The 26097-nt window shown below is 64.8% G+C and carries 21 protein-coding genes; 4 read left to right on the plus strand and 17 right to left on the minus strand.

Annotated elements, in window-relative coordinates; translation table 11 throughout:
- From IF803_RS39300 to IF803_RS39320, 5 genes are all read right to left on the minus strand, one after another.
- Positions 1–1305: glycerate kinase type-2 family protein (locus IF803_RS39300; RefSeq protein ID WP_461195832.1), on the minus strand; the 1305-nt coding region annotated here is incomplete at its 3' end.
- Between the two features lie 30 nt (positions 1306–1335).
- The gene (gene oxlT / locus IF803_RS39305; RefSeq protein ID WP_461195833.1) at positions 1336–2694 is read right to left on the minus strand and encodes an oxalate/formate MFS antiporter; all 1359 of its coding nucleotides are present in this window, start codon (positions 2692–2694) and stop codon (positions 1336–1338) included.
- A gap of 65 nt (positions 2695–2759) precedes the next feature.
- The gene (locus IF803_RS39310; RefSeq protein WP_461195834.1) at positions 2760–3542 is read right to left on the minus strand and encodes a fumarylacetoacetate hydrolase family protein; all 783 of its coding nucleotides are present in this window, start codon (positions 3540–3542) and stop codon (positions 2760–2762) included.
- Positions 3543–3547: 5 nt separating this feature from the next.
- The gene (locus IF803_RS39315; protein ID WP_225159371.1) at positions 3548–4567 is read right to left on the minus strand and encodes a 2-dehydropantoate 2-reductase; all 1020 of its coding nucleotides are present in this window, start codon (positions 4565–4567) and stop codon (positions 3548–3550) included.
- An 85-nt stretch (positions 4568–4652) separates the two neighbouring features.
- The gene (locus tag IF803_RS39320) at positions 4653–5066 is read right to left on the minus strand and encodes a CBS domain-containing protein (protein ID WP_461195835.1); all 414 of its coding nucleotides are present in this window, start codon (positions 5064–5066) and stop codon (positions 4653–4655) included.
- A 235-nt stretch (positions 5067–5301) separates the two neighbouring features.
- Here IF803_RS39320 and IF803_RS39325 point away from each other — a divergent pair, with 235 nt between their 5' ends.
- From IF803_RS39325 to IF803_RS39340, 4 genes are all read left to right on the plus strand, one after another.
- Positions 5302–6153 (plus strand): IclR family transcriptional regulator, encoded by an 852-nt coding sequence (locus IF803_RS39325; protein WP_461195836.1) that lies wholly within the window; start codon positions 5302–5304, stop codon positions 6151–6153.
- A gap of 181 nt (positions 6154–6334) precedes the next feature.
- Positions 6335–8122 (plus strand): glyoxylate carboligase, encoded by a 1788-nt coding sequence (gene gcl / locus IF803_RS39330; protein ID WP_461195837.1) that lies wholly within the window; start codon positions 6335–6337, stop codon positions 8120–8122.
- 36 nt (positions 8123–8158) lie between these two features.
- The gene (gene hyi / locus IF803_RS39335) at positions 8159–8944 is read left to right on the plus strand and encodes a hydroxypyruvate isomerase (RefSeq protein WP_461195838.1); all 786 of its coding nucleotides are present in this window, start codon (positions 8159–8161) and stop codon (positions 8942–8944) included.
- A gap of 124 nt (positions 8945–9068) precedes the next feature.
- Positions 9069–9956, plus strand: coding sequence for a 2-hydroxy-3-oxopropionate reductase (locus IF803_RS39340; protein ID WP_461195839.1), 888 nt, complete (start codon positions 9069–9071; stop codon positions 9954–9956).
- A gap of 145 nt (positions 9957–10101) precedes the next feature.
- Here the strand turns inward: IF803_RS39340 and IF803_RS39345 are convergent, their stop codons facing one another.
- The 12 genes from IF803_RS39345 to IF803_RS39400 all read right to left on the minus strand — a co-directional run bounded on the left by IF803_RS39345 (position 10102) and on the right by IF803_RS39400 (position 26057).
- Complete coding sequence (locus IF803_RS39345) at positions 10102–12462, minus strand: xanthine dehydrogenase family protein molybdopterin-binding subunit (protein ID WP_461195840.1); 2361 nt, start codon at positions 12460–12462, stop codon at positions 10102–10104.
- 15 nt (positions 12463–12477) lie between these two features.
- Positions 12478–12936 (minus strand): (2Fe-2S)-binding protein, encoded by a 459-nt coding sequence (locus tag IF803_RS39350; protein WP_411780683.1) that lies wholly within the window; start codon positions 12934–12936, stop codon positions 12478–12480.
- 16 nt (positions 12937–12952) lie between these two features.
- Entirely contained in the window at positions 12953–13846 is an 894-nt protein-coding gene (locus IF803_RS39355) for an FAD binding domain-containing protein (protein ID WP_461195841.1), read from the minus strand.
- Positions 13843–14856 (minus strand): ABC transporter permease, encoded by a 1014-nt coding sequence (locus tag IF803_RS39360; protein WP_304499629.1) that lies wholly within the window; start codon positions 14854–14856, stop codon positions 13843–13845. Before IF803_RS39360 ends, IF803_RS39355 begins: the two co-directional genes overlap by 4 nt.
- Positions 14849–15865 (minus strand): ABC transporter permease, encoded by a 1017-nt coding sequence (locus IF803_RS39365; RefSeq protein ID WP_461195842.1) that lies wholly within the window; start codon positions 15863–15865, stop codon positions 14849–14851. Before IF803_RS39365 ends, IF803_RS39360 begins: the two co-directional genes overlap by 8 nt.
- Entirely contained in the window at positions 15862–17400 is a 1539-nt protein-coding gene (locus IF803_RS39370; RefSeq protein WP_461195843.1) for a sugar ABC transporter ATP-binding protein, read from the minus strand. Before IF803_RS39370 ends, IF803_RS39365 begins: the two co-directional genes overlap by 4 nt.
- A gap of 69 nt (positions 17401–17469) precedes the next feature.
- Positions 17470–18570: a TMAO reductase system periplasmic protein TorT gene (gene torT / locus IF803_RS39375; RefSeq protein WP_461195844.1), complete on the minus strand. Its 1101-nt coding sequence runs from the start codon at positions 18568–18570 to the stop codon at positions 17470–17472.
- Positions 18571–18672: 102 nt separating this feature from the next.
- Positions 18673–20634, minus strand: coding sequence for a hydantoinase B/oxoprolinase family protein (locus IF803_RS39380; protein WP_461195845.1), 1962 nt, complete (start codon positions 20632–20634; stop codon positions 18673–18675).
- A gap of 3 nt (positions 20635–20637) precedes the next feature.
- Entirely contained in the window at positions 20638–22665 is a 2028-nt protein-coding gene (locus tag IF803_RS39385; RefSeq protein WP_461195846.1) for a hydantoinase/oxoprolinase family protein, read from the minus strand.
- A gap of 166 nt (positions 22666–22831) precedes the next feature.
- Positions 22832–23791 (minus strand): AraC-like ligand-binding domain-containing protein, encoded by a 960-nt coding sequence (locus IF803_RS39390; protein WP_028345058.1) that lies wholly within the window; start codon positions 23789–23791, stop codon positions 22832–22834.
- A gap of 105 nt (positions 23792–23896) precedes the next feature.
- Positions 23897–24862, minus strand: a complete 966-nt coding sequence (locus IF803_RS39395) for a LysR family transcriptional regulator (RefSeq protein ID WP_304499635.1) — start codon at positions 24860–24862, stop codon at positions 23897–23899.
- Positions 24863–25079: 217 nt separating this feature from the next.
- Positions 25080–26057, minus strand: coding sequence for a 5-oxoprolinase subunit C family protein (locus tag IF803_RS39400; RefSeq protein WP_461195847.1), 978 nt, complete (start codon positions 26055–26057; stop codon positions 25080–25082).
- Between the last annotated feature and the right edge of the window lie 40 nt (positions 26058–26097).

The following is a 26097-nucleotide window of genomic DNA, read 5'->3' on the forward strand; positions in this document are numbered from 1 at the left end:
CCTCATTGCTGGCTTGATTCCCGGCTTGCCGGCTGCAATCAGCACGGCGCGGATATCGTTGACATTGGTAAGCGTTGGCCCGGTGCGCACGAGGTCTCCAAGGCGGTCGAAGAACGTATAGCTGTCATGGGCAGCCAGATACGCCCGTGCGTCAAGCAGATTCGCGGCGGCGCGCCGCAGCGTATCCGGACCGATCAAAGCGCCAGCCGCATCTTCCGTTCCATCAATTCCATCGCTGTCGCCCGCAATGGCCCAGATATCGGACGCGCCGGACAGGGCGACGGCAAGCCCCAGCAGGAATTCGGTGTTGCGGCCGCCGCGTCCCGCCGGCCCGCGCCCGATCGTAACCGTCGTTTCTCCTCCGGACAGCAGCACGGTGGGGGCAGGGCCCGGCTGCGCATGCCTCGCGACTGATAGGGCGATGCCGGCCATCACGGTTCCGAGTTCCCGTGCCTCGCCCTCGATCGCGTCGCCAAGGATGATCGGCGTCAGGCCTTCGTCCCGGGCGGCGTCGGCCGCAGCGTCCAGCGCATGGAATGGAGCGGCAAGGATGCGGACATCAGCATCGATCTCGCCGGGTTTGGGCGTCTCGTCCGCCTGTTCAAGCACAAGCCGCGCCGCGTCCGGCAGGTCGATGGCAAACCGGCCAACGATCTCCAGCGCATCGGCTTTTGTGCTGCTGTCCGGCAGCGAGGGACCGGAGGCAATCGCGGCGGGATCGTCGCCGGGAATGTCTGAGATCACAAGGGTCGTGACGCGGGCGGGGCGGGCGGCCAGCGCCAGCCGCCCGCCCTTGATCGCGGACAAATGTTTACGGACGACGTTCATCTCGGCAATTGTCGCGCCGCTTGCAAGGAGTGCCCGGTTGACCGCCTGCTTGTCGGCGAGAGTCATCGGAGATGCCGGAAGGGTCATCAGCGCCGAGCCACCGCCGGACATCAGGGCGATGACGAGATCGTCTGCTGAAAGCCCCTCGACGGCGCGCAGCATGCGAAGGGCAGCGGCCTTGCTCGTGTCATCCGGCACGGGGTGAGACGCCTCGAGCACTTCGATGCGGCCCGCAGGAACCGAATGGCCGTGGCGCGTGACGACGACACCCGAAAGCTCGACGTCAGGCCATGCCGCGTCGAGGCCCGCCGCCATGGCCGCCGACGCCTTACCCGCGCCGACGACGATGCATCTGCCCTTCGGCTTTGCCGGCAGGGCGCTGGCGATCGTGATCCTCGGATCGGCGCTCGCGATGGCGGCGCCGAAGATTCGCTGCAGGGCGGTCCGAGCTCGCACATCCGTCCATTTGTCGCTCAATCGTTTGCGCTCCGGCCGATAGGTCTCTTGTTATGGCGCCTTCTCGAGACGGTCGTAAGACACGGGTGCCTCCAGTCGACCGACTTCATCGGGGAAGACCTTTGCGCGAGCGGTTGCGGCGCTTGCCGTCGCTTCACTGCCGAGAATAAACGCGCGCCGCATCGGCTTAATCAACAACAAGGCAGTGAGGGCCGCGGTGGCATTGAGCGCAACCGCGACGATGAACACGGCCTGCCAGCCGAGCTGGGAAGAGATGATGCTCGCAAGCGGCACGAGCAGCGCCGCCGTGCCCTTCGCCGTGTAGAGCATGCCGTTGTTGGTGGTTGCGTATTTGGCGCCGAACGTGTCGCCCGACGTCGCGGGAAACAGGCTGTAGATTTCGCCGAAGACGCCGAAATAGATCGCCGTGGCCAGCACGAAGACAACCGGAATGTGACCGTAGGTGGACAGCGTCAGCAACATCAACGCCGCAGTCGCGAACGCGATGAACATCGTGTGCTCGCGGCCGATATTGTCGGAGACCCAGCCAAAGAGCGGACGGCCGAAACCATCGAAGACGCGATCGAGCGAGATGGCAAAGGTCAGCGCCGCCATCTGGAAGCCCGCCAGAGTGACCGGCGTGTCCGCGATCTTGAAGTCATGGGCGATCGGCCCGATTTGCGCGGCGGTCATCAACCCGCCGGAAGCCACCATGACGAACACCAGGTACATGACCCAGAAGATCGGGGTGCGCAGCACCTGGGGCGGGGTGTAGTCGATCGCGCTCTGCGGCAGATTGAGCCGCTTCTTCCTGGGCGCCTCGACGCCATGCGGCGGCCGGACGAACCAGGCCAGCAGGATAACGATGAGGCCTTGCCCGATCCCGAAGGTCAGGAAGGTGATCTGGTAGCCGCTGGCGGCAATCATGTTGGCGATCGGTACGACGGTGAGGGCCGCACCGGCGCCAAACCCGGCGGCGGTTGCTCCTGCGGCCAGGCCGCGCCGGTCCGGAAACCATTTCAGCGCATTGCCGACGCAAGTGCCGTAGACGGCGCCGGCGCCAATGCCGGCGACGATTGCTGCCGCATAAAGCGTGACGAGAGAGGAGGCGTATGAGTTCATGATCCAGGCCAACCCGATCATCAGCCCGCCGAACATGATGACGATGCGGGGGCCGTATTTGTCCACGAACCAGGCCTCCACCGGCACAAGCCACGTCTCCGTCATCACGAAAATCGTGAAGGCGAGCTGGATGGCTGGACGACCCCAGTGAAACTTCGCGTCGATCGGATCAACGAACAGCGTCCAGCCATATTGCAGGTTGGCGATCATCGCCATGCAGACAATTCCGATCGCCAGTTGCAGCCAGCGGAAGCCGCCGGGCGATGATGCCGGATTGGTGGAGATCATGTACGCTCCTGAGGCAGATAATCGTCGTTTGGGCGGATTGCGTCGGGTTACCGTCCCGCCGCAACCTACTGACGGAATTCGTTGGTCAACTCACCGATTCCGTCGATCGCGACGGTGACCGTGTTGACGGGCTCCTTCATGACCCCGACGCCAATCGACGTTCCGCAGCAGATCAGGTCGCCCGGCAACAGCGTCATGTCGTGCGAGATCTTGCTGACCAGCGTCTGTGCGCTGAAGATCATGTCCGCGATCGGGTAGTTCTGGCGCTCGACGCCGTTCAGGATGGTGCGTACCACGAGGCGTGCGGGGTCGAGGCCTGACGCAATCACGGGGCCGAACGGGCCATATCCATCGAAGCCCTTGGCCCGTGCCCATTGCGGGAAGGTCGGGTCGCGATTGAGGATGTCCGCGGCGGTGACGTCGTTGGTGCAGGTGTAACCGAAGATGAAGGCGTCGGCCTGTTCGGGCGCGACCGCGGTGCAGCTTTTGCCGATGACGATGCCGAGCTCGCCTTCGTAGGTCGTCTTGCCATCATAGCCCAAGGGGCGCCTGATGACGGCGCCAGGCGTGGTGACGCTGGTTGGCGCTTTCAACAGGTACAGCGGTTCGGCAGGCTCAGGTGATCTCAGCTTCTCCGCCAGCGCGTGAAAATTGTTCCAGAGCGCGATGATCTTGCTCGGTTGCGTCGGGGCGAGCAGCTCGACATTGTCCAGCGCCAGCGTTTGTCCGGTCGGTCGCGTGTCGCCGAACATGTCCCCTTCATGCACGGAGATGCCGGACGGGGTGAGTTGCCCGAAGCCGATTTCGGCATGGTGGCGGAAGCGGACCCAGCGCGTAACATTGGCCATCGGGATCACGCCACCGCCAGCGTTTCTGCTGCTGCGGCGCCGGCCGCCCCGTCATAGAGGCCGGCCAACCTGGTGCGCTGCGCGACCAGGGCCAGCACCGCATCGAGGGCGGGCGTCGCGATATCAGTCATCCGGCCCATCTCCTGCACCACGGTGATCAGCGGATCGATCTCGACCGGACGTCCACGTTCGAGATCCTGCAGCATCGAGGTCTTGTGTGCGCCAACCTTGCGCGCACCTTCGATGCGGCGTTCGACATCGACGCGGAACTTGACGCCGAGGCTTTCCGCGATCGCCTGGGCCTCCAGCATGATCGCCCGGGACAGCGCGCGCGTGCCGGGATTGCTGCAGATCACGTCGAGGGTCGCGTGGGTGAGGGCGCTGATCGGGTTGAAACAGACGTTGCCCCACAGCTTGAGCCAGATCTCGTCACGGATACGGTCGAGGACCGGCGCCTTCATGCCCGCGGCCACGAACAGCTCGGAAAGTTTCTGGACGTCGGATGTGATCTCGCCGGAGGGCTCGCCCAGCGGAAAGTTGTTGCCGTAGACGTGGCGGATCACGCCGGGCGCCTCGATTTCGGTGGCGGGGTACACCACGCAGCCGATTGCACGTTCGGGGCCTAGCTCGTTCCACTGCCGACCGCCGGGATCGATGCTCTCGAGCGTCGATCCCTCGTGCCGTCCACCGTGCTTGTGGAAATACCAATAGGGAATGCCGTTGACGGCGGTGACGATGCGGGTCCGATCGCCCAGCAGCGGCCGCATCGGCTCGATGACGCCGGTGATCGAATGCGCCTTGAGGCAGATGATGACGTAATCCTGCTCGCCGAGTTCGGCGGGGTTATCGGTACAACGAGGATGCACGACGCGCTCCTCGTCGCCGATCAGGAGCTTCAGGCCGTTCTGCCGCATCGCGGCGAGATGCGCGCCCCGCGCGACTAGGCTGACATCGGCACCAGCGCGCATCAATTCGACACCGAGATAGCCGCCGATCGCACCGGCGCCGTAGATGCAGATTCTCATGAGATCCTCGCAAGCAGAATGGGGACACAGCAGGAGCCGCAGCGGCTCGAACCGAGTAGCGTGGCAATGGACTTGGGTAACTCCGTCAGGCCGCGCAGGCGGCTTCCTCGTAAGCAAGGGTGATGTCCCGCATGCTCACGACGCCGACGAGCCGGCCGTTGTCGATGACGGGGATATGGCGGATCCCGTGACGGGCCATGAGGCGCTCGACATCCGTGAGGGCATCTTGCGAATTGCAGGACAGCAGCGGCCGCGGCGAAATGAACTGCGCGACTTTCATCGCAAGACCATTGGTGCCGCGCTCGGCGATCACAGCGACGACATCGCGCTCGCTGAACATTCCGATCACCGCGGCGTCCTTGCTGCGCGAGGCGTTCCTGACCACGAGTGCGCCGACATTGCTCGCGTACATCAGGTTCGCCGCAATGCTCACGGTTTCGTTCGAGCCGATCGTCACCACGTGCGCATTGTTAGCGCGAAGGATGTCCCCGACGTACATGGCAGCGTTCTCCCGGTTGCGTGATTAGGTCGTTTCGAAATAATCGTGGTATACATTATCCCAGAAGTCAAACAAAAGAATCGAGCCATTTTAAAAGAATAATGGCAAAAATACTGACCTATTCGCAGATTGTGTTCCCTTGACTCCGGGTCGCTATGGTATGCCATATGCCAATTCTGGCGCTCGTTCTTCGCGAGCAATTTCGTTCTGAACCGCAACCGGTTAGGGTCAGGTCGTGACGAAAAGAGAGCCGATCAGGCGCAAGCCATCCAATCCCGATCTTCGCGCGCAGCCGGAGCAGGACGTACGCGACGGCGGTGTTCAGTCCGTCGATCGCGCCATGCAAATCCTGGAGACACTTGCAGAGGATGATGAAGGCTATCGGCTGACCGATCTGGCGATCCGTACCGGCCTGTCGCCCTCGACCGTTCATCGTCTGCTGACCACGCTCGAGAACCGCAGGTTCGTGCAATTCGACCGCGAGGAGTCCAAGTGGCACATCGGCGCCCAAAGCTTCGTGGTCGGCTCGACCTTCGTGCGCCGCCGGAATTTTGCCGCGCAGGCGCTGCCTTATCTGCGCAAGCTGCGCGACCAGACCAGGGAAACGGCCAATCTTGCCGTGGTCGATGACGAATCCATCATTGTCGTGTCCCGCATCGAGAGCCGTGAGATCATGCGCTCGCTGACCAAGGTCGGCGGACGCGTCGCGATGATCGCCTCGGGAGTGGGCAAGGCGGTGCTGGCTACCTATTCCGATGCCGACGTGAATGCGATCATTCGCCGTCAGGGCATGCCGCGGCTGACGGAAAAATCGATCGTGCGACCCGGCGAGCTGTTCAAGGAATTGGAGAGCGTGCGGCGTCAGGGTTATGCGGTGGATGATGAAGAGGCGCGCCTCGGCCTGCGCTGCGTAGCTGCGGTCGTCTTCAACGACTGCAACGAGCCATATGCCGCGATCTCGGTATCGGGCATGGCGGACCGGCTGACGAACGAACGCTTGCCCGAGATCGGTACGATCGTGCACCAGATCGCGGCCGAACTCACGGCCGAACTTCGCGGGAACCGCGCGCAGCAAGCGCAGGCGTAAGGCGGGCTGCAATTTCGTTCGCAACAATTTCCATTTCTACGCTGACGCTAATCGTTTGAAGACGCGCAAGAAATCGCGAGCGTTGCCACAGCGCGGAAATTTCAATCGATTGCGTTGAGATCAATGCTCGCGGGCCTGATGATCCTGCTCAGGCCAACTCATAGCGAAGCGGGATCATCACATGAAGATGCGAGCGGTGGATGCAGCGGTCCGCATACTGGAACGCGAGGGGATCACTTGCGCTTTTGGCGTTCCCGGCGCGGCGATCAATCCGCTTTATTCCGCACTGAAGCGCAACGGCTCGATCCAGCATATTCTGGCGCGACACGTCGAAGGCGCCTCGCATATGGCGGAAGGCTATACCAGAGCGAAGGCGGGCAATATCGGCGTCTGCATCGGCACATCGGGTCCCGCCGGAACCGACATGATCACCGGCCTCTATTCGGCGATTGCGGATTCGATTCCGATCCTCTGCATCACCGGTCAGGCGCCGCGGGCGCGGCTCTACAAGGAGGATTTCCAGGCCGTCGACATCGAGTCGATCGCAAAGCCGGTGACGAAATGGGCCGTCACCGTGCGCGAGCCGGCGCTGGTGCCCCGCGTGTTCAGCCAGGCTTTCCATATCATGCGGTCGGGGCGGCCGGGACCGGTGCTGATCGATCTTCCGCTCGATGTGCAATTGGCCGAGATCGAGTTCGACGACGAGACCTATTCACCGCTGCCGGTCTACAAGCCGACGGCGACGCGCAAGCAGATCGAGAAGGCGCTCGAGATGCTGAACGCCGCGGAGCGGCCGCTGATCGTGGCCGGCGGCGGCGTGATCAACGCCGATGCTTCCGAACTGCTGGTCGCCTTCGCCGAAGCGGTCAACGTTCCCGTGGTCCCGACGCTGATGGCGTGGGGCGCCATTCCTGACGATCACGCGCTGATGGCAGGCATGGTCGGCTTGCAGACCAGCCATCGCTATGCCAACGCCACGATGCTCGAATCCGACTTCGTGCTCGGCATCGGAAATCGCTGGGCCAACCGGCATACCGGCTCGATCGAGACCTACACGAAGGGTCGCAAATTCGTCCATGTCGACATCGAGCCGACGCAGATCGGACGGGTCTTCAATCCGGACCTCGGCATCGTCTCGGACGCCAAGGCTGCGCTGGAAATGTTCGTGAGCGTCGCCAGGGAGTGGCGGAAGTCCGGGAGGCTGCGCGATCGGCAGGCCTGGCCCGCCGCCTGTCGCGACCGCAAGCGTTCGATGCTGCGCAAGAGCCACTTCGACAACATCCCGATCAAGCCCCAACGCGTTTACGAGGAAATGAACAAGGCCTTCGGCCGCGACACCTGCTACGTGACCGTGATTGGCTTGTCGCAGATCGCCGGCGCCCAGTTCCTCAACGTCTACAATCCGCGCAACTGGATCAACGCCGGGCAGGCCGGCCCTCTCGGCTGGACGCTGCCGGCCGCGCTTGGCGTGCGCGCCGCCGATCCCGACCGCGACATTGTCGCGCTGTCGGGTGACTACGACTTCCAGTTCCTGATCGAGGAGCTCGCCGTCGGGGCGCAGTTCAATCTGCCCTACATCCACGTCGTCGTGAACAATTCATATCTCGGCCTGATCCGGCAGGTGCAGCGCGGCTTCGACATGGACTATCACGTCCAGCTCTCGTTCGAGAACATCAACGCGCCCGAGATCGGCGGTTACGGCGTCGACCATGTGGCCGTTGCGGAAGGGTTGGGCTGCAAGGCGATCCGGGTCACCGATCCGAACGACGCGCAGGCGGCGTTCGCGACCGCACGCGAGCTGATGACGAAGCATCGCGTGCCCGTGGTGGTGGAGTTCATTCTCGAGCGGGTGACCAATATCGCGATGGGAACGGAGATCGACAACATCGTCGAATTCGAGGAGGTGCTGGATCTCCCGCTCGATGACGTGCCGAGCGCGTCACGATCCGGCACGCTGTTGCCGGCCTGACGACATCTTTCAGCGCTTCAAGCGGAGATATGACCCGTGCCTCAATTTGCCGCCAACCTCACCATGCTCTTCAACGAGCTGCCGTTCCTCGATCGGTTCGCGGCGGCCAAGGCCGCCGGCTTCAACGCAGTCGAGTATCTTTTTCCTTATGACTTCGAGAAGGGCGCGTTGCGGGAGGAGTTGACGCGCTGTGAGCTGACCCAGGTTCTGCACAATCTTCCGGCCGGCAACTGGGCAGCCGGCGAGCGGGGCATTGCGATCCTGCGCAATCGTGTCGACGAATTTCGCGACGGTGTGGTGCGCGCAATCGACTACGCAAAGGCGCTGGATTGCCGGCAGCTGAACTGCCTGGTGGGCATCGCTCCAGCCGATACGGATAGGGCAGAACTGCAGGACGTCCTCGTGTCCAACCTGCGCTTCGCTGCCGGCGCACTCGGCCAGCATGGCATCAAGCTTCTGGTCGAACCGATCAACACGCTCGATATTCCCGGCTTCTTCCTGAACCGCACGGAACAGGCGGTGCAGCTCATTTCCGAGGTGGGCTCATCCAATCTGTTCATCCAGTACGACATCTATCACATGCAGATCATGGAGGGTGATATCGCGCGGACCCTGCAGAAGCATCTCGGCCGGATCGCGCATGTCCAGCTCGCCGACAATCCTGGGCGTTATGAGCCGGGAACCGGCGAGATCAACTACTCCTATCTGTTCAAGCATCTCGACAGCATCGGGTATCGGGGCTGGATCGGATGCGAATACAAGCCGCGGACGACCACGCTCGAGAGCCTCGGCTGGCACGCCGCGCAGACTTTCGTGACCTAGAGCTTGTTCCGTTCCGATTGAATCGGGACGCAGCTCTGGAATTTTGTTTTGACGCGTTTTCTTCACGCGAGCCGAGAGTCGCTCGCCGGAAAACGTCTTCATCCGCCTGACAGGAGCAACGACAATGAAAGACATCGGATTCATCGGACTTGGCACCATGGGACGTCCGATGGCGGGCCACCTCCTGGCTGCAGGCTATCGCCTGTTCCTGCACGACGTCGTACCGCTTGCGCCTGAGCTGATTGCAGCCGGCGGCATCGCTTGTGAGTCCGCCAAGCAGGTGGCGCAGGAAGCGGACGCCGTGATCATCATGGTGCCGGACACTCCGCATGTCGAGGCCGTGCTGTTCGGTCAAGGCGGCGTCGCGGAGGGCATCTCCAAAGGCATGATCGTGACGGATATGAGCTCGATCTCTCCGCTGGCGACGAAGGAGTTTGCACGCAAGATCGATGCGCTCGGGGCCGACTATCTCGACGCGCCGGTCTCCGGAGGCGAAGTTGGCGCAAAGGCGGCCAGCCTGACCATCATGGTTGGCGGGCGGGAGCGGGCGTTCATTGCGATGAAGCCCCTGTTTGAAACGATGGGGAAGAATGTCACGCATGTCGGTGGCAACGGCGACGGCCAGACCACCAAGGTTGCGAACCAGATCATCGTGGCGCTGACCATCGAGGCGGTGAGCGAGGCATTGCTGTTCGCCTCCAAGGCGGGGGCCGACCCCGCGCTGGTGCGTCAGGCGTTGATGGGTGGCTTCGCGTCGTCCCGGATCCTCGAAGTACACGGCGATCGCATGCTGAAGCGCAATTTCGATCCGGGATTCCGCATTGAGCTGCATCAGAAGGATCTCAACCTCGCGCTGGAAGGTGCGCGCGCGCTCGGCTTGTCGCTGCCAGGCACTGCCGCAGCCCAGCAGCTGTTCAACGCCTGTACGGCCCTCGGCGGCAAAAGCTGGGACCATTCCGCTATTCTGAGGGCGCTGGAAGTCATGGCAGGCCACGAGGTCGCCGCTGCCTGAGCCTTATGCAAGGAATGGACGAAAATATCGCGAGGTTGGTCGGTGCGGGGGAGGCGGTAGCGCTTACCCGCCACGGATCAGGCGCCTTGAGTGCCAAGTCGGTCGCTCAGCGTTCGGATCGTTTGCTGGGCATTTTCTGGTGTCCCTAGCGCGCCCCGTGAAGACGAACAAGGTTGTCCGCCCACACCTCGGCAATGTGAGACAGTGCCAGACCCGGCTTGCGCTCGAGCAGAAGTTCGAGCACGCGCGGCGGCGTCAGGGGTAATTCCTGCACCCGCTTTCCTGTCGCGTTGGCAACGGCGCAGGCGACGGCGGCGCCAACATTGAGGATCGGCACCTCGCCGGCGCCCTTGGTGCCGAGCGGCCCCACCGACGGCGCGCCCTCATAGAGGCTGATCTCCACCGGTACGACGTCGAGCGCAAGCGGTACGCGGTAAGTCTCAAAGCCACTTTGACTGACACGGCCATTGCTGCCGATCGTCACCTCCTCGTGCAGGGCGTAGCCCAGACCCTGCACGACGCCACCCTGGATTTGGCCGTGGATTGCGCGTGGGTTCAGCGCACGGCCGACGTCCTGGACCACGCGATAGTTTAGCACCTCGACATGCCCGGTCTCCGGATCGACGGCGACCTCGCAGTCGTGAACGGCGAAGACCGGGATGTCGATCGCGTCGATGAAATGACCGGCAACGCAACCGGGCATCGCCGGCACCCCGGCGCCGGTGAAGGCGCCAGTGCCGGCGACCGGTCCGCCCAGCGCTTGAGCGCGGGTCGCGACCTCGGCGACGGTGCGGCCGGAGCCCGGCGCGCCCGCGATCTCGATCCGACCATCGCGCATGACGAGATCGCCGGGCGCGGCCTCGATCATCTCGGAGGCGATCCTCAAAAGCTTCGTGCGGACCTCTTGTGCCGCCGACAGACTGGCGGCGCCGAGCGAGACGGTGGTGCGGCCGCCACCGACGCCGACATCATAACCGGCAGCATCGGTATCGGCCGCGCGGACGATCACTTGCTCGGGCGCGATGCCGAGCGTGCTGGCAACGATCTGCGGCAGGCTCTGCATCATCGAGCCGGACCCGATCTCGACACCCGACGTGACCAGGGTCGCCGTGCCATCGGCATTCATGTTCACCGTCGCGGCCGATGGGCCGACGAAGACGAACCAGGTGCCGACGGCGGTCGCACGTCCAAGGAGCTTGCCGTCGGTGCGCGCCGGCAGCGGCGCTGCGGCGTCGCGCAACGTATCCATCCGGTCGAGCATCGGGCCGAGCACATCGCCTTCAAATACCTGGCCGGTGGCGCCAAGGTCTTTGTCGCCGAGCACATTGCGGCGCCGGAAGAGAAGTGGATCCATTCCGATCCGCGCTGCGATCTCGTCGGTGTGCCGCTCGAGCGCAAAGGTGTTGTAGACGCCGTTGCAGCAGCGGAACGCCCCGTTCGGCGCCGTGTTGGTATAGACCGCGCGCGAGACCATGCGCACGCTGCCAAGCCTGTAGTTTCCGCCGAGCGTGTGTGCGGTCATGGTGGTCAGGAAGATCTGTTCGCCGCCATAGGCGCCGCAGTCCATCAGTACGACCGCCTCGCGGCCCACGACTTCTCCCTCGCGCGTCACCGCCGAGCGGATGCGGATATCGGCGTTCTCGCGGAACAGGCAGGTCAGCATCTCGTCTTCGCGGGAATTGACGAGGCGCACCGGCCGGCCGCTGGCGCGGGCGAGGAGGGCAGCGAAGGGCTCAACCGCCAGATCGAACTTGAGACCGAAGCCGCCGCCGACCGGCGGCACAGTGACGCGTACCTGCGACGCTGGCACGCCCAACACGCGCGCGGTTGCATTGCGGATGCTCCAGGGAACCTGCGTCGACGTCTCGATATGGAAGCGCCCGTCCTCATAGCTTGCGACGACCGCACGCGGCTCGAAGGCCACGTGGTTCTGCCGGCCGACTCGATAGAGACTTTCGACGATCTCGACGTCAGGCCGCGCAAAGGCGGCGTCGACGTCGCCGCGAACGACGGTCGCCTCCCAGGCGACATTGCCGGCACGCGCGCCGCCTTCGAGCAGCACCTCATAGCTGCGCCAGTCCGGATGAACCAGCCGCGCATCTGGTGCCAGCGCCTCTGCCATGGTCAATATTGCGGGGATTTGCTCGATTTCCACGTCGATCGCCGCGAGAGCGGCTTGCGCCTGCGCCAACGTGACGGCTGCGACCGCGGCAAGCGGTTCGCCGTCGTAGCGAATGACATCGCGGGCGAACAGCGGGTGATCAGCGATGCCGATGCCGATCATGCCGGGCGCGTCCGCCGCCGTCACGATCGCACGTACCCCCGGCATGCTGGCAGCCCTCGACGTATCGAGACGAATGATACGGCCCGAGGGCACGCCGGCGCGTAGCACCGCGGCGTGCAGCATGCCCGGCAGATATCGATCGATGGTGTAGCGCGTGCGGCCACGCAGCTTGTCGGCGGCGTCCCGCCGGCGCAAATCCATCGTCGCGGAAACGTCGGACATGCTTGCGCCTCCCGATTATGCTTTGGCCAAGGCGAGCAGCGTCGCCTCGACGATGCGTTCGTATCCCGTGCAGCGGCAGATGTTCCCGGTCAGTGCCGCCCGGATATCGTCTCGGGTGGCGTCAGGCCGGGTCGTCAAAAGATGCGTCAGGCTCACCACCATGCCGGGAAAGCACATGCCGCATTGGACCGCATCGCTGGCCTCGAGGGCCGCCTGGATGCGGTTCAGTTCACCGTGAGGCGCGAGACCTTCGACGGTGCGGATCTCGCGGCCATCGGCCAGCGCGGCGGGCAACAGGCACGATGGCGTCGGCTCGCCGTCGACCAGCACCATGCAGGCACCGCAAAAGCCTTCGCGACAGACCGGTTTCGCGCCGGTCAGATGCATCTCCTCGCGCAGAATGTCGATCAGCGGCGTGGCGGGATCGGTCGCGGAGGAAAGATGATCGCCGTTCACGGTCAAGTTGAATCCCATGTCGGTCCCCACCAGTTCAGGAGCCAAGCGCTGCGATCGCAGCGCGGCGGACGAGACCGGGTAGCACGCTGACCCGATACCAGGCCGGGGCATCAACGCTGTCGCGGCCGACGAACTCGTCCGCCAACGCGGCCGCGGTCTGCGCGGCCTCCGCCGCATCGAGCGGACGTCCGATGAGCGCTGCCTCGAGCCGCTCCCAGCGCCGCGCCACCGGCTCGACTGAACCGACCGCGACGCGCGCCGCCTGGATACGGCCCGCTGCATCGATGCTGACCGACAGGCTGACGATGGCGACCGGGTAGTCACCCGATTTGCGCAGCGGCAGGCGGGCATGGGCGCTTCTGCGCGCCGCCCGCGGCAAGATGATCCGCGTCACCAGATGACCGGGGGGAAGGGACGATCGGATCTTCAGGAAATGCGCCAGGCCGATGCGCTCGCGGCTGTCGCGTGCGGACATTTCGACTTGGGCATCGAGGCAGAGCAGCGCCGGCACGCAATCCGCTGCGGCGAATTCCGCCGTCGCAAGGTTGCCGCCGATCGTCGCCATCGCGCGGATCGCGGGATTGGCGGAGCGGCCGGCGGCGTCGACCAGGACCGCGAATTCCGCAAGATCGGCCAGGGCCGCCGCGAGTGCCGCATGGGTAACCGCCGCGCCGATCTCGATTGCATCGCTGTCGATACGGACCGTGGTCAGCTCGGCGATCTTGCCGATCGCGACATAGTGTGGCTTCAACCGCTCGTGGCGGATCGGCGACCGCATGATCCATGTGCCGCCCGCAAAGGCGGCGCCGGCCGCGCCGAATTCGCTCAGTGCGTCGAGTGCGGAAGCGAGCGAGGGCGCGACGTAGATCGACGCAGGTGCCTCGTGCGTCTCGCCAGCGCCGCTCTGCATGGGAGAACCCGTCGTCATTGGCGCCGCTCCAGTCGCAGGCGATCGAGCAGAACGCCGACGATGACGATCGCGCCGAGCACGACCATCTGGACGTACCCGTCGATCCGGGTGAGGTTCATGCCGTTGGACAAAATGGTGATGAACAGGGCGCCGAGCACTGCGGTGCCGACCCCACCGCGACCGCCCGCCAGGCTTGTTCCGCCGACCACGGCGCCGGCAATCGCCTGCAGTGAAAGCGCTCCGCCGAGGTTCGGCTCGCCCGATCCGGTCCGCGCCGTCATCATGATCGCGCCGAGCGCCGCAAGCCCGGAGCACAGCACATAGGTCGCGATCAGGGTGCGCTTGACCGGCAGGCCGGCGACCGCCGCTGCGCGCGGGTTGGTGCCGATGAGGTAAAGCGAACGGCCGAACACCGTCCGCGTCAGGGTCCAATGGAGCACGGCGCCAACCCCGACCGTGATCGCGATAGCCGCCGGGATACCGAAGACGCCGCCGCCGTAGAATATCTGCGAGAACGGCGCCGGCACGCCTTGCACGGGCCGTCCGGACGACAGCGTGGTCGCAACTCCGATCGCGATATTGTAGCTGCCGAGCGTTGCGACGAAGGGGTTGACCCCGAGCAGCGCAATAACCACGCCGTTGAAGAGGCCGCATGCGGTGCCGAGCAGCAAACCGGCAGCGAGCCCCGCGAGCAGCACGGCGCCTGTACCATGGCCCGACGCCGTGGCGCCGGCCATCGCCAGCGCGGTGCCGACGCTCACCATCGATACGGTCGGGCCGAGTGCGAGGTCGAAGCCGCGCGTCAGGATCACTACGGTCTGGGCCATCGCGAACAGGGCCAGATAGCTGGTCTGCTGCGCAATGTTGAGCAGGTTGGCCGGCGACAACACGCCGCGGTCGACCGCCGCGAAGCCGAGCAACAGGGCCACCAATGCGACCGGCAGCACTGCGCTCCAGAGCCATCGACCCGGCGCCAATTTCGGGCGATCCGCGTTCTTGGCGGCGACGGACAATTCGAGGTCAGACACGAGCCTTGCTCCGTCGGCTGAGTTCATCCAGCGCCACGGCTGCGACCATGATGACGCCGAGGAAGACCGGCTGCAGCCGGGAGTCGACGTGCAAGAGGTTGAGCGCATTGCCCAGGATGGTCAGGAACAGGGCGCTGATGGCGACGATTTCGATGCGCCCGACGCCGCCGCGCAAGCTGACGCCGCCGATCACGGCGGCCGCGATCGATTGCAGCATCATCCGGTCGCCGCCGAAGCTGGCCTGGCCGGAGCCGACCTGCGCGGTCAGCAGGATGCCGGTCAGTGCCGCGAGCATGCTCGAGACAACGTAGGTGCCGACGACGTGGCGCTGGATCGATACGCCCGACACGATGGCCGCATCGACATTGCCGCCGATTGCGTAGACGTAACGGCCGAACAGCGTGCGCCGCTGCGCAAACACCATCACGATGATGATGACCAGCGCGACGTGGACGGCGGTCGGCAGGCCGAGCGCCTGGGCGCGCCCAAAGCCCTTCACGAAGATGTCGGGCATGCCGTAAACCGGGATTCCGTTGGTGATCATCAGGCCGACGCCCGCAGTCGCCGACATCGTGCCCAGGGTCACCACGAAGCCGGATACCTTGAGCTTCGCCACGCAGAAGCCGTTGACGAGCCCGACCACGGCCCCGGAGCCGAGTCCGGCCGCTATCCCACTAGCAATGATGAGGGCGTTGTTGCCGGGAAACGCGGTGGCTGCGGCGGCCATGGTCTTGGCGGTGACGACGCTCGCAAGCGCCACGACGGCGCCGACTGAAAGATCGAAGCCGCCCGCGATGATGACCAGCGCCTGACCGCAGGCGACGATCGCGAGCAGCGACGCGTTGCGCAGGATGTTGAGGATGTTGATGATGCCGTAGAACTGCGGATCGATCGCCGACATGCCGGCGACGAGCAAGACCAGCAGGGCCGGCAGGAACCCGACACGGCCTGCGATCGATCGCAAGCCGATCGCGCCTTGCGGGTTTGCGGTGACCAGCGCGGTGTTCACGCGACCTCCGCGGCGAGATGGTTGCGGAAGAAGCTCGACAGCACGTTCTGCTCGGTCTTCTCGGCGCCCGTCAGCTCGGCTGCGATGCGGCCGTGATGCATGACGTAGAGCCGGTTGGACAGCGCCAGAACCTCCGGCAATTCCGACGACACCACGATCACGGCAGCGCCGGCCTCGACCAGGCGCTTCATGAACTGGTAGACCTCGAGCTTGGCGCCGACGTCGATCCCGACGCTCGGCTCGTCGAACAGGAACACGGTCAGCTCACGCGTGAGCGCGCGTGCCAGCATCACTTTTTGACGGTTGCCGCCGGACAGCGCGCCGACGCTCCGTTCGATGTTCGGCGGCCTCAGCTGCAACCGCTCCATGATGTCCGCGATCGTGACGCGTTCGGCGGCCTGCCGCAGCACGCCGAAGCGCGCGAACGCGGGCAGGTCGAGCACCGTCATGGATGCGTTCTCGCGGATCGGACGGGACAGCGCGAGCCCTTCGGCAACCCGGTTGGCGGGAAAATAGGCGATGCCGCGCTTGAGGCTTTGCCTGGGGGTCGGGAATTCGTAAGGCAGACCGTCGATCCGGATCACGCCTGATGCCGTGGGCTCGATGCCGTAGACCGCGCGGATCAGCTCCGATTTGCCGCAGCCGACGAGACCTGCGATGCCGGTGATCTCGCCGGTGCGGGCATGGAAATTCACCTCCTGAACGCTGCCGTCCGCGAGCGTCAGGTTTTCGATGTCGACCATCATTTTGTCAGGCCGGTGTGCGATGGTCGGGAACAGCAGGTCGATCCTGCGGCCGGTCATCAGTTCCACCAGCTCGCCGTCGGTCGAGCCGGCGGCGTCGAGGGTCTGGATGTGGCGGCCGTCGCGCAGCACCGTCACACGGTCGGCAAGGGCGCGGATTTCGCGCATGCGATGCGAGACATAGATCAGCCCGACATTCTGGCTCTTCAGGCGCGCGATCAGCTCGAACAGCCGTCCGGTCTCGCGCTCGGTCAACGAGGCGGTCGGCTCGTCAAGGATCAAAAGGCGGACGCGGCCGAGCAGGGCCTTGGCGATTTCCGCCATCTGCTGGTGCGCGCGGGAAAGGTCGTCGATCCGTTGCGCCGGATCGAGATCGAAGCCGAGCTCGTCGATCAGCGCCCCGGCGCGCTTGCGCATCTCGCGTGAGCGCAGCACGCCGCGATGCGTGACCTCGCGGCCAAGGAACAGGTTCTCTTCCACCGTGAGGCTCGGGATAAGCGAGAACTCCTGAAAGACCGGGCTGATGCCGATCGCGCGGGCCCGCTGCGGCGTGAGATGATGGATCTCCTCGTCGCCAAAATGGAACGTGCCTTCGTCCGGCGGAAACGTTCCCGAGACGACATTGATCAGGGTCGATTTGCCGGCGCCGTTCTCGCCGAACAGGACGTGAAGCTCGCCGGCACGAACGTCGAGGTCGACCCGGTCGAGCGCGCGAACGCCGGTGAAGCGCTTCGATATCCCCCGCAATCGAAGCAGAGGCTCGGCAGGCTTCGGGGCGATCTCGACATCCATTCGCGTCTCCGTTGGGCCGTGAGCAGGACGGGCGGGAGCAGGTCCCACCCGGCACCATTCGCGAGCGGCTTACTTGGCCTTGACCGAATAGACCGGTGTCCAGCTCGCCGGCGCCAGCACGAGGTCCATCTGCAATTTCGGTACCGTGGTCTTGTCGATGACCGCGGCGATCGGCTGGACAAGGCTCATGACCGGCTTCTTCTCGATGAGACGCACCGCCTGATCGATCGCGACGGCGCCTTCGCCGACCGGATACTGGGTTGCGAAGGCGAGGATGTCGCCGCGGTTGAGCGCGTCGAGCATGGCCTGGTTTTCGTAAGACGATACGATCTTCAGGTCGCTTCGGCCGGCCTCGGCAACGGCGCCGATGGCGGCTTCAGCGGTGGGGGCGGTGCCCCAGATCACGTTCATGGCGGGATAGGCCTGCAAGGCGTCCTGAATGAGCTGAAGCTGCACGGCGACGCCGGAGTCGCCGAATTTCTCGGCCAGAATCTTGGCGTTCGGGTTCTTGGCAACGGCCTTCTTGAAGCCTTCGTTGAACGACTCCGCCCAGCCAGAGCCGGCCGGACCGGGGAACGTCACGATGTTGAGCTTGTCGCCAGGCTTGGATTGCGCCAGCAGGCCGGCGCCGGTGACTTCGCCCATGGCGACGAAGTCGACGTAGTTGGCCGCGGGCAACGCGTTCGGCGGCAGCGGGTTGGTGACGCCGACGACCGGCACGCCCTTGGCCTTGGCTTCCTCGAACTTCTTGCTGAGGCCTGCGCCGGAGATGGCGCCGACGATGATGGCGTCCGGTCCGCTCGCCATGCAGTCATCGAATTGCGACAGCTGTTTCGGCAGGTTCTCGTAACCTCCGGCCTCGTAGAGGTTCATGTTGATGTTCATCGCCTCGGCCTGTTTGACGATGCCATAGGCAACGGCGACCCAGAAACTGTCCTTCATGTGTGGAAACAGCACGCAGAGCCTGTAGGGCTTCTCGGCCTTCGGCAGCGGCGTGTACTCGGCCGGCTTCGGTGTGCCGGACGACGCGTCGTAGACCTTCATCGGAAACCACGGCGTCTCGGCCGCGGCCGGCGCGACCGCGGCGGCAAGGGTGAGGCCTGCGGCAAGGCCGAGCGCGCGGCGGATCGGCCAAACGCGATTGGGGGAAAGGCACGTCGTACTCGTCATAGCACAATCCTCATGGCTCGAATGAAAGTGGAGGGGCGATGTCGGATCCAGTTTTTCGTGAACGCTCTGTGCCGCCAGCGGCGGCGCGGCCGGCGAGGGCAATCAACCCGCTTTCCACATTGCGACCGAGCGCCGCTCGAACACTTCGCGGAACTGGCGCGTGGATTCGGGAAGCAAGGCGCCGGTGCCCCAATCGAGGATCACCGCATGCTTGCGGATCGCGTCGAGCGCGTCGATTGCCCCGCTGCGATAGCGCTGCGCCACCAGCTCCGGATCGAGCCGGACATTGGCAACGCGCTCTGAGCGGATCTTCGCGCGGAGCGCCTCGGTCGCGACCTTGTCGACCTCGTAGTTGCAGAGCTCGGCGTCGATGGTGTGCACCACGACGCCATAGTCCTTGGCGGCGCGCTCGACCGAGACATAGTCGTCCTTGATATCCTCGACGACGAGGTTCGGATCGCGCTCCAGCGGATCGCCAAACCCGCCGCCGCCGGCGGTCGGACGCGAGAAAGTGTCGCCTTCGCCGATCGGGACGTCCGAGAAGATCGAGCCGAGCCGCTCCTCGGACGTGCTGCCGGCGCGCTTCAGGGTCAGGCCGTGCGGCATCGACGGCAGGCCGCCCTCGATGCCCCACACGATCGCACGCTCGCGGTCGCAGATATAGGAGATCACGGTTTTCTCGGCCTGAAGCATCCGCGACGTCTTCACCACGCCGGCGCCGCCGCGCCACTTGCCGGGGCCGGGAGAGTCCTTGAGGATCTCGCATTCCGTGGTCAGGATCGGGTTGGCGCGCTCCTGGCCTTCGACCGGCTGCGACATCAGGCCGGTGCCGAAGCAAGCGGTCGTGACATTGCTGCCATCCTTGCCGTTGCGCCCGCCCCAGCCGCCGGGCAGCCAGTCATAGAACATGAAGATCGGCTTGTCGGAGCTGCGGGCATCGAGCCCGCCGGTGAGCAGATATTCGAGATTGAACGCGCAAGCGAGCGCGCGCTCCGGCATCAGCTTCGACCACATTTCGTAGATCGAGTTCATGATCTTCTCGAACGGCATCAGAAAGCCGGTGACCGCGATCGGCCATTTGGCATCGACGATCGAGCCTTCGGGCGCGATGATCTCGAAGCAGCGGTAGAAGCCGGAATTGAGCGGCAGGTCGGGGAAGAATGTCTTCATGCCGGCGGCGACGGCGGAAAAGGTCGCGCCGAACGCCGAATTGTAGATCGAGCCGATGGTCGGATGGCTGCCGGTGAAGTCGTAGATCGCGCGGTCGCCCTTGATTGTCATCTTGATGCGGATCGGGATCATGCCTTCGCCGCCGGCTGGATCGCGGTCGATGAAATCGACCGTCTCCCATTCGCCGTCAGGAAGCGCTGCGATGCGTTGGCGTGCCGAGCGTTCGACATAATCCTGCACGGCGGCAAGCCCGGTCTCGACGGTATCACGGCCATATTTGCCGACCAGGCGCAGGATCTCGCGTTCGCAGACGGCCGTCGCTTCGGCCTGTGCCTGGATATCGCCGATGATCGAGGCCGGATCGCGCGTATTCGAGGCGATCAGATGCGCGACGTCCTTGCGCAGGCCGTTCTTGTCGAACAGCCGGACCGGCGTGATGCGCAGGCCCTCGCGGAACATCTCGCGGGCGGCGACGTCGAACGATCCCGGCACGCTGCCGCCGACGTCGGACCAATGTCCGTTGGACTGGCTGAAGGCGATGATCTTGCCGTCGGCGAAGATCGGACGGATCAGGCGGACGTCCGAGAAGTGCGTGCCGCCGGCATAGGGATCGTTGATGGCGAAGACGTCGCCCTCATGCATGTCGCCTTCGAAATGGCGCATGACATCCTTGCAGGTGAAATGCAGCGTGCCGACGTGGACGGCGATATCCTGGTTGCCCTGCGCCGCGCATTCGCCGTTGGCGTCATGCAGCGCGCTCGAGAAATCGCGATTGTAGATGACGAAGGAGTAGCAGGTCCTCAAGACCTGCTCGCCCATCTGGTCGACGCTGGTGATGAAGGAGTTCTTCAGAACCTCGAAGGTCACGGGGTCGAGCGGGAGAGCTCCGGCCATGGTTCACTCCTTCACGCGGATGATGATGTTGAGATATTTGTCGACCTCGGCGCTGGCGCCGGGCGGCACGACGGTGGTGGCATCGACCTGCTCGATGATCGCGGGGCCTTGAAAGGAGAAGCCGCAGGGCAGGTCGTCGCGCCGATAGACGGGTGTATCGAGCCCGCTGCCCTCGAACCAGACCCTGCGGCGGCTGACCGGCTCGGGGCTAGCGCCGGTCGGCTCGTGGACGGCAAACTCGGCCTTGGGCACCACCCCCACTGCCTTCAGATTGAGACGGAAGAAGCTGACCGGTGCGCTGTCGCGGCGGAAATTGTATTCGCGCTGATGCTCGGCATGGAAGCTCTGCACCAGATCGGCGATCGCGCCGATCGACCGCGGCGCGTTGACGGCAAGCGAACGCCACTGGCCGCGATACATCATGTCGATCGAGCGCTGCAGCACGATGTCTTGCTGCGCGACGCCCTCATGGGTCAACCGCGTGAGCGCGGCTTTCTCGAGCTCGGCGAACTGCGCCTCGATCTCGGTGGCGTCGGCCTCGGCGGCGTCGGCCATGCAGCTTTGCGAAAAATCGTGCTGCATGTCGACGAGCAGGCAACCGAGCGCCGAGGTCACGCCAGGATTGGGCGGTACGATCACGACGGGAATCGCCAGCTCACGTGCGACGTCGACCCCATGCAGGGCACCGGCGCCGCCGAACGCCACCAGCGCAAAATCGCGTGGATCGTAGCCGCGACTGATCGAGATCAGCCGCACCGCATCCGACATGTTGGCGTTGGCGACCTTGACGATTGCATCTGCGGCTTCATGCAGGCCGAGGCCGAACGGCTTGGCAACGCCGCCCTCGACCGCTTGCCGCGCCAGCTCGGGGTCGAGCTTGACCTTGCCACCGGCGAGATCGGTGCCAAGCCGGCCGAGCGTCACATTGGCATCGGTGTTGGTCGGTTGCGTATTGCCGTTGCCATAGCAGGCCGGTCCCGGATAGGCGCCGGCCGATTGCGGGCCGTTGCGCAGCGAGCCGGCCGGATCGGTCCAGGCCAGCGAGCCGCCGCCGGCACCGATGGTGAGCACCTCGATCGATGCGAAGCGGATCGGATAGCCGAACTCGATATGCCAGTCCTTGGTGATCCGCGACTGGCCCTCATAGGCCAGCGACACGTCGGTGGACGTGCCGCCCATGTCGAGGCCGATCGAATTGGGGAAACCGCAAAGACCGGCGATATGGCGGCTGGCGATGGCGCCGGCGGCGATGCCGGAGCCGGCAAGGCGCGCCGCGAAATCCTTCACGCTCGCCGGCGTCATCACGCCGCCACCGGTGTGCAGCAGCAGAAGGTCGCGAGTGTAGCCCTCGTCTGCGAGGCGTTCGCCGAGCTGGCTCGTGTAATTGACGACGACCGGGCTCACCACGGCATTGGCGACCGTCGTCGAGAACCGCTCATGCTCGAAGATTTCGGGAAGCACCTGCGAGGAGATCGAGACCGGAATGTCGGGCATCTCGGCCAGCAGAATATCGCGCATCGCGCGCTCATTGGCGCCGTTGAGATAGGCGTTCATGAAGCACACCGCGACTGCGGCGACGCCGCGACGCTTGAGGATGCGTGCGACGCTGCGCGCGGCTTCGACGTCGAGCGGTTCGATCACCGTGCCGGCAGCATCGACGCGTTCGGGCACGGTGAGGCGGTCGCGCCGTGGCACATAGGGCCGGACCACGTCCTTGTAGGTATCCCAGAGGTCTTCCTTGTTGGCGCGCCGGATCTCGATGACGTCGCGGAACCCCTTGGTCGTGACCACCGCGGTGCGCGGCAGGCGGCGCGTGATCAGTGCGTTGGTGGCAATCGTGGTGCCGTGCGAGAACAACGCCACCTTCGACAGGTCGATGCCGGCCTTGGATACGCCGCCCATGATCCCTTCGATCGGGTCGCGCGTGGAGGAGGTCTTCTCGATCCGCACGAGACCGGTCGTCTCGTCCATGATGCAGATGTCGGTGAAGGTGCCTCCGACGTCGACGGCCACACGAAGGTTCTGCGCCATGCCTCTTCCTTTCGAACGAGCGTTTCGCCGATCTTAGGCAGAGCGGCGGCTTCGGTTCTTGACGCTGAGCGCAGGAAGATTTGTGCGAGAGAGCGAACCGTGCCGGTGTCCATACATGCCCAGACCGGCGGCGGTGTGCCTAAGAATCGATCAGCAGGGCCAGTCTTCAGGAGTTGGCTGTGCGCGAAATGGCGCGCGCCTCGCTCGGGGTGCATCCGAACCGGCCGCGATAGTTGCGGCTGAACTGCGCCTGGTCGGCAAAGCCCCATTGATAGGCGATTTCCGAAATGCTCTTGCGGCAGTTCGCATCGCGCAGCAGGGCGTCGCACATTGAAAGGCGCTGGTTGCGGATATAGGCGCAGACGGTCAGACCTTCGCCCTCGAAAATCTGGTGCAAATAGCGCAGCGAGATGCCGCAGCCGTCGGCAATCATCTGCGGTGTGAGCCGCATATCGTCGAGGCGGGCACGGATGAACTGCTCGCAACGCAGCAAATGGCCGTTGCGCACGGAGGACGAGTGACCGGTCAACACACGGTCGTCGGATTCAATGGCCATCGCAAGCAGCTCGATCAGGTGCTTGCCCATCATCGTGCGCGCCGTCTCGTCCATTTCCTCGATCCGTTCACCGGAGAGGCGCAACGTGTCGACGAACAGCGCGCCGACGCTGCGGCTGGCGTCGAATTGCAGCGTCGCGAGGCGCTCGGGCCGGGAAATGCGGGCGCGCAGCACCGCGCTCGGGATCTTCAGGCACCACAGCGCCGTCGGATCCTGATGGCTGAACTCGTAGGGCAGGTGGCTGCGTTCGATCAGGAACGCGCCCGGCCGGCAATGCACCACCTTGCCGTCCTGCTCGAAACGGATTTCGGCGAGCTCGGGAACCGTGATCAGGAAGGATTCCTCCCGCTCGCTCAGGAGATGCCGCTCGTGTCGCTTGTACAGCAGGCCGTTGGCAATGTTGCGCGACACCGAGACAGGGCCCATCGACCAGGCGCCGAGGCGCGCATTGAAGTCGCGCGTGCTCGGGAAGCGCAGGTCGAGCGAGTAATAGGTCTTCGAGACGACTTCCTGCCAGTACTGGCGGCGGGTCTGCGACGGAATGTCGTTGGTCGTGTACGTGACTTGCATGTCTCACTCCCGCCGCCGGCTGTGCCTCCGGTCGTCGTGTCCCCAGGCAAAGTTTGGCGAGGACAGCCGGACGGCGTCAAGTCGAATAAAACGGAAACTGATATTCTAGATTTCGATGGCCTCCTCGGCCTGGTGCCGGTGATCGACGCTGACGGGGGGCCGGGCCGGCCCGACGCCGGCAACCGCAAAGCGCATGAAATCGCGGAAAGCCATGGCAGCCTCCGATGGCTTGGTGTCGCGACGCCAGGCAAGACCGATGTCCATGCTGGGCACCTCGTCCTCGATGACGCGGGTCTCGATCCGTTGCCCCTCCAGCGACCAGGGCCGGTAGATCAGGTCGGACAGAATGGCGATCCCCATGCCGCCGGCGACCATGGAGCGGACGGCTTCGACCGAGGAGGTGCGGAACACCGTCTTCGGTTCGAGTGAAGCGTTGTTCCAATAGCGCATCGAGGTGTGCTTGGCCTCGTCGACCGTGAGCATGACATAGGGATAGGTCGCGACGTCAGCGAGGTGGACCCGCTCGGCACGGGTCAGGGGATGTTCGGGCGCAAGCCACAGCCGGCGCGGCGATCGCAGCAAGGTCTCGCTGGTGAGCATGGCGTTGTCGCGCAGGTTCGAGACCAGCATCACCGCGAGGTCGAGCGCACCATCGACGAGTGCGCGTTCGAGCACGTCGCGCGGCGCCTCGAACAGCTCGATCGTGATTCCGGGGAAACTCGCCTTGAAGCGCATCTGATGACGCGGCAGGAAGTAGCCCGACACGGTGTAAGTGACGCCGACGCGGATCGTCCCGAACAGGGGGCCGGCGGACATCTGCGTGTCGCGCACAGCCTCGGCGACGGCGGCGAGGATATGACGGCCCTGGGAGAGGAAGCGGCTGCCCTCCATGGTGACGGTTACGCCGTTCGGCGCGCGCTCCAGCAAGCGGGCGCAGACGGTGGCCTCGAGCTGCTGGATCGCCGCGGTGACCGCAGATTGCGAGACGTTGAGATCGATGGCCGCCTGGCTGATCCGCCCGGTCTCGGCGGCGGCGACGAAGTAGCGGATCTGTTTCAGAGAAACGGACATCGCGGTTGTTCCGATGTTTGCATAACTCATGAGCAGTGTTTCTCAGCCCGAATGTGTCCGCTGCAACTCTCGTGCCGCCCGACGGACGGCACGCCGTGGCACCGACCTCAGATGTGCGAGCGCGCAACCGACAGCCACAGGTTTAGACGTGACCATGTGCGATCGCGTCGGCGCCGGCGGCCGAGGTCCGTTGGCAGATGCGGCGAGCTCCTGGCGTTTACGCCATGGCGTTGCGAAGCTTGCCCAGCAGCTCGGTCCGGCTCTTGCGTGCCGCAAGCGCCTGATCCATATCGACCTTGACGAACTTCACCGGCGTGTTGGGCTGAAGCTGACCGATCAGATCCATATCAGCGGCGATCACGGTGCCGACCATGAAGTAACCGCCGCCGGATACGGCGTCGCGATGCAGCACGATCGGCTCGGTGCCGCCGGGAACCTGGATCGAGCCGTAGGGATAGCAGGCATCGGTGATGTTGGATGGATCGGAGCCGGCGCCGAACGGCGGTTCGCGCGGAACGAATTCGAGCGGCTTGCCGCCCTTGAAGCGGTAGCCGATCCGGTCGGCTTCCGGCGCGACCTTCCAGGTGTCGGAGAAGAAGCCGTTGCCGGCGGCCTCGGTGATGCGGTGCCAATAGAGGCCGGGCATGGCGCGCAGCTCTGTCGGCATTCCCGCCGGTTGTCCGCGCAAATCGTTGGCGACGGTGCGGCCGTCCTTGACCGTCGCGCTGGCATGGCCGACCGGCAATTCGTCGCCGGCCTCGAGCTTGCGGCCCTTGAAGCCGCCGAGCGCGCCGAGTGCGTAGGTCGATCGTGAGCCGAGCACCACGGGCACATCGATGCCACCGGCGACCGCGATGTAGCCCCGTGCGCCTCGCTTGAGGAAGTCGAAGGAGAGAATCTGGCCGCGCTTCACCTTGAAGCTGGTCCAGGTCTCGCGCGGGTCGCCGTCGAGTTTCGGCGGCAGCTCCGCGCCGGTGACGGCCACCGTGGCGTCCTCGGTGAATTCGAGCTCGGGCCCCATGAACACCGCTTCAAGCACCGCTGCGCCTGCATCATTGCCGACGAGCAGATTTGCGGCGACCAGCGCGTGACGGTCCATGCCGCCGGAGAGCGGGATGCCGATGTGATAATAGCCGGGACGTCCGAGGTCCTGGACGGTGGTCGCAAGACCCGGCTTCAAAACCCTAACGGCCATGGAGAACTCCATCGAGCTTGCTGTTGTAGCCATCAATGTC

This window comes from Bradyrhizobium sp. UFLA06-06, from assembly GCF_054820065.1.

Coding starts and splice junctions, on each gene's coding strand:
- oxlT (WP_461195833.1), bottom strand. CDS start 2,694: ATGATCTCCACCAATCCGGCATCATCGCCCGGCGGCTTCCGCTGGCTG.
- IF803_RS39310 (WP_461195834.1), bottom strand. CDS start 3,542: ATGGCCAATGTTACGCGCTGGGTCCGCTTCCGCCACCATGCCGAAATC.
- IF803_RS39315 (WP_225159371.1), bottom strand. CDS start 4,567: ATGAGAATCTGCATCTACGGCGCCGGTGCGATCGGCGGCTATCTCGGT.
- IF803_RS39320 (WP_461195835.1), bottom strand. CDS start 5,066: ATGTACGTCGGGGACATCCTTCGCGCTAACAATGCGCACGTGGTGACG.
- gcl (WP_461195837.1), top strand. CDS start 6,335: ATGAAGATGCGAGCGGTGGATGCAGCGGTCCGCATACTGGAACGCGAG.
- IF803_RS39340 (WP_461195839.1), top strand. CDS start 9,069: ATGAAAGACATCGGATTCATCGGACTTGGCACCATGGGACGTCCGATG.
- IF803_RS39345 (WP_461195840.1), bottom strand. CDS start 12,462: ATGTCCGACGTTTCCGCGACGATGGATTTGCGCCGGCGGGACGCCGCC.
- IF803_RS39350 (WP_411780683.1), bottom strand. CDS start 12,936: ATGGGATTCAACTTGACCGTGAACGGCGATCATCTTTCCTCCGCGACC.
- IF803_RS39355 (WP_461195841.1), bottom strand. CDS start 13,846: ATGACGACGGGTTCTCCCATGCAGAGCGGCGCTGGCGAGACGCACGAG.
- IF803_RS39370 (WP_461195843.1), bottom strand. CDS start 17,400: ATGGATGTCGAGATCGCCCCGAAGCCTGCCGAGCCTCTGCTTCGATTG.
- torT (WP_461195844.1), bottom strand. CDS start 18,570: ATGACGAGTACGACGTGCCTTTCCCCCAATCGCGTTTGGCCGATCCGC.
- IF803_RS39380 (WP_461195845.1), bottom strand. CDS start 20,634: ATGGCCGGAGCTCTCCCGCTCGACCCCGTGACCTTCGAGGTTCTGAAG.
- IF803_RS39385 (WP_461195846.1), bottom strand. CDS start 22,665: ATGGCGCAGAACCTTCGTGTGGCCGTCGACGTCGGAGGCACCTTCACC.
- IF803_RS39390 (WP_028345058.1), bottom strand. CDS start 23,791: ATGCAAGTCACGTACACGACCAACGACATTCCGTCGCAGACCCGCCGC.
- IF803_RS39395 (WP_304499635.1), bottom strand. CDS start 24,862: ATGTCCGTTTCTCTGAAACAGATCCGCTACTTCGTCGCCGCCGCCGAG.
- IF803_RS39400 (WP_461195847.1), bottom strand. CDS start 26,057: ATGGCCGTTAGGGTTTTGAAGCCGGGTCTTGCGACCACCGTCCAGGAC.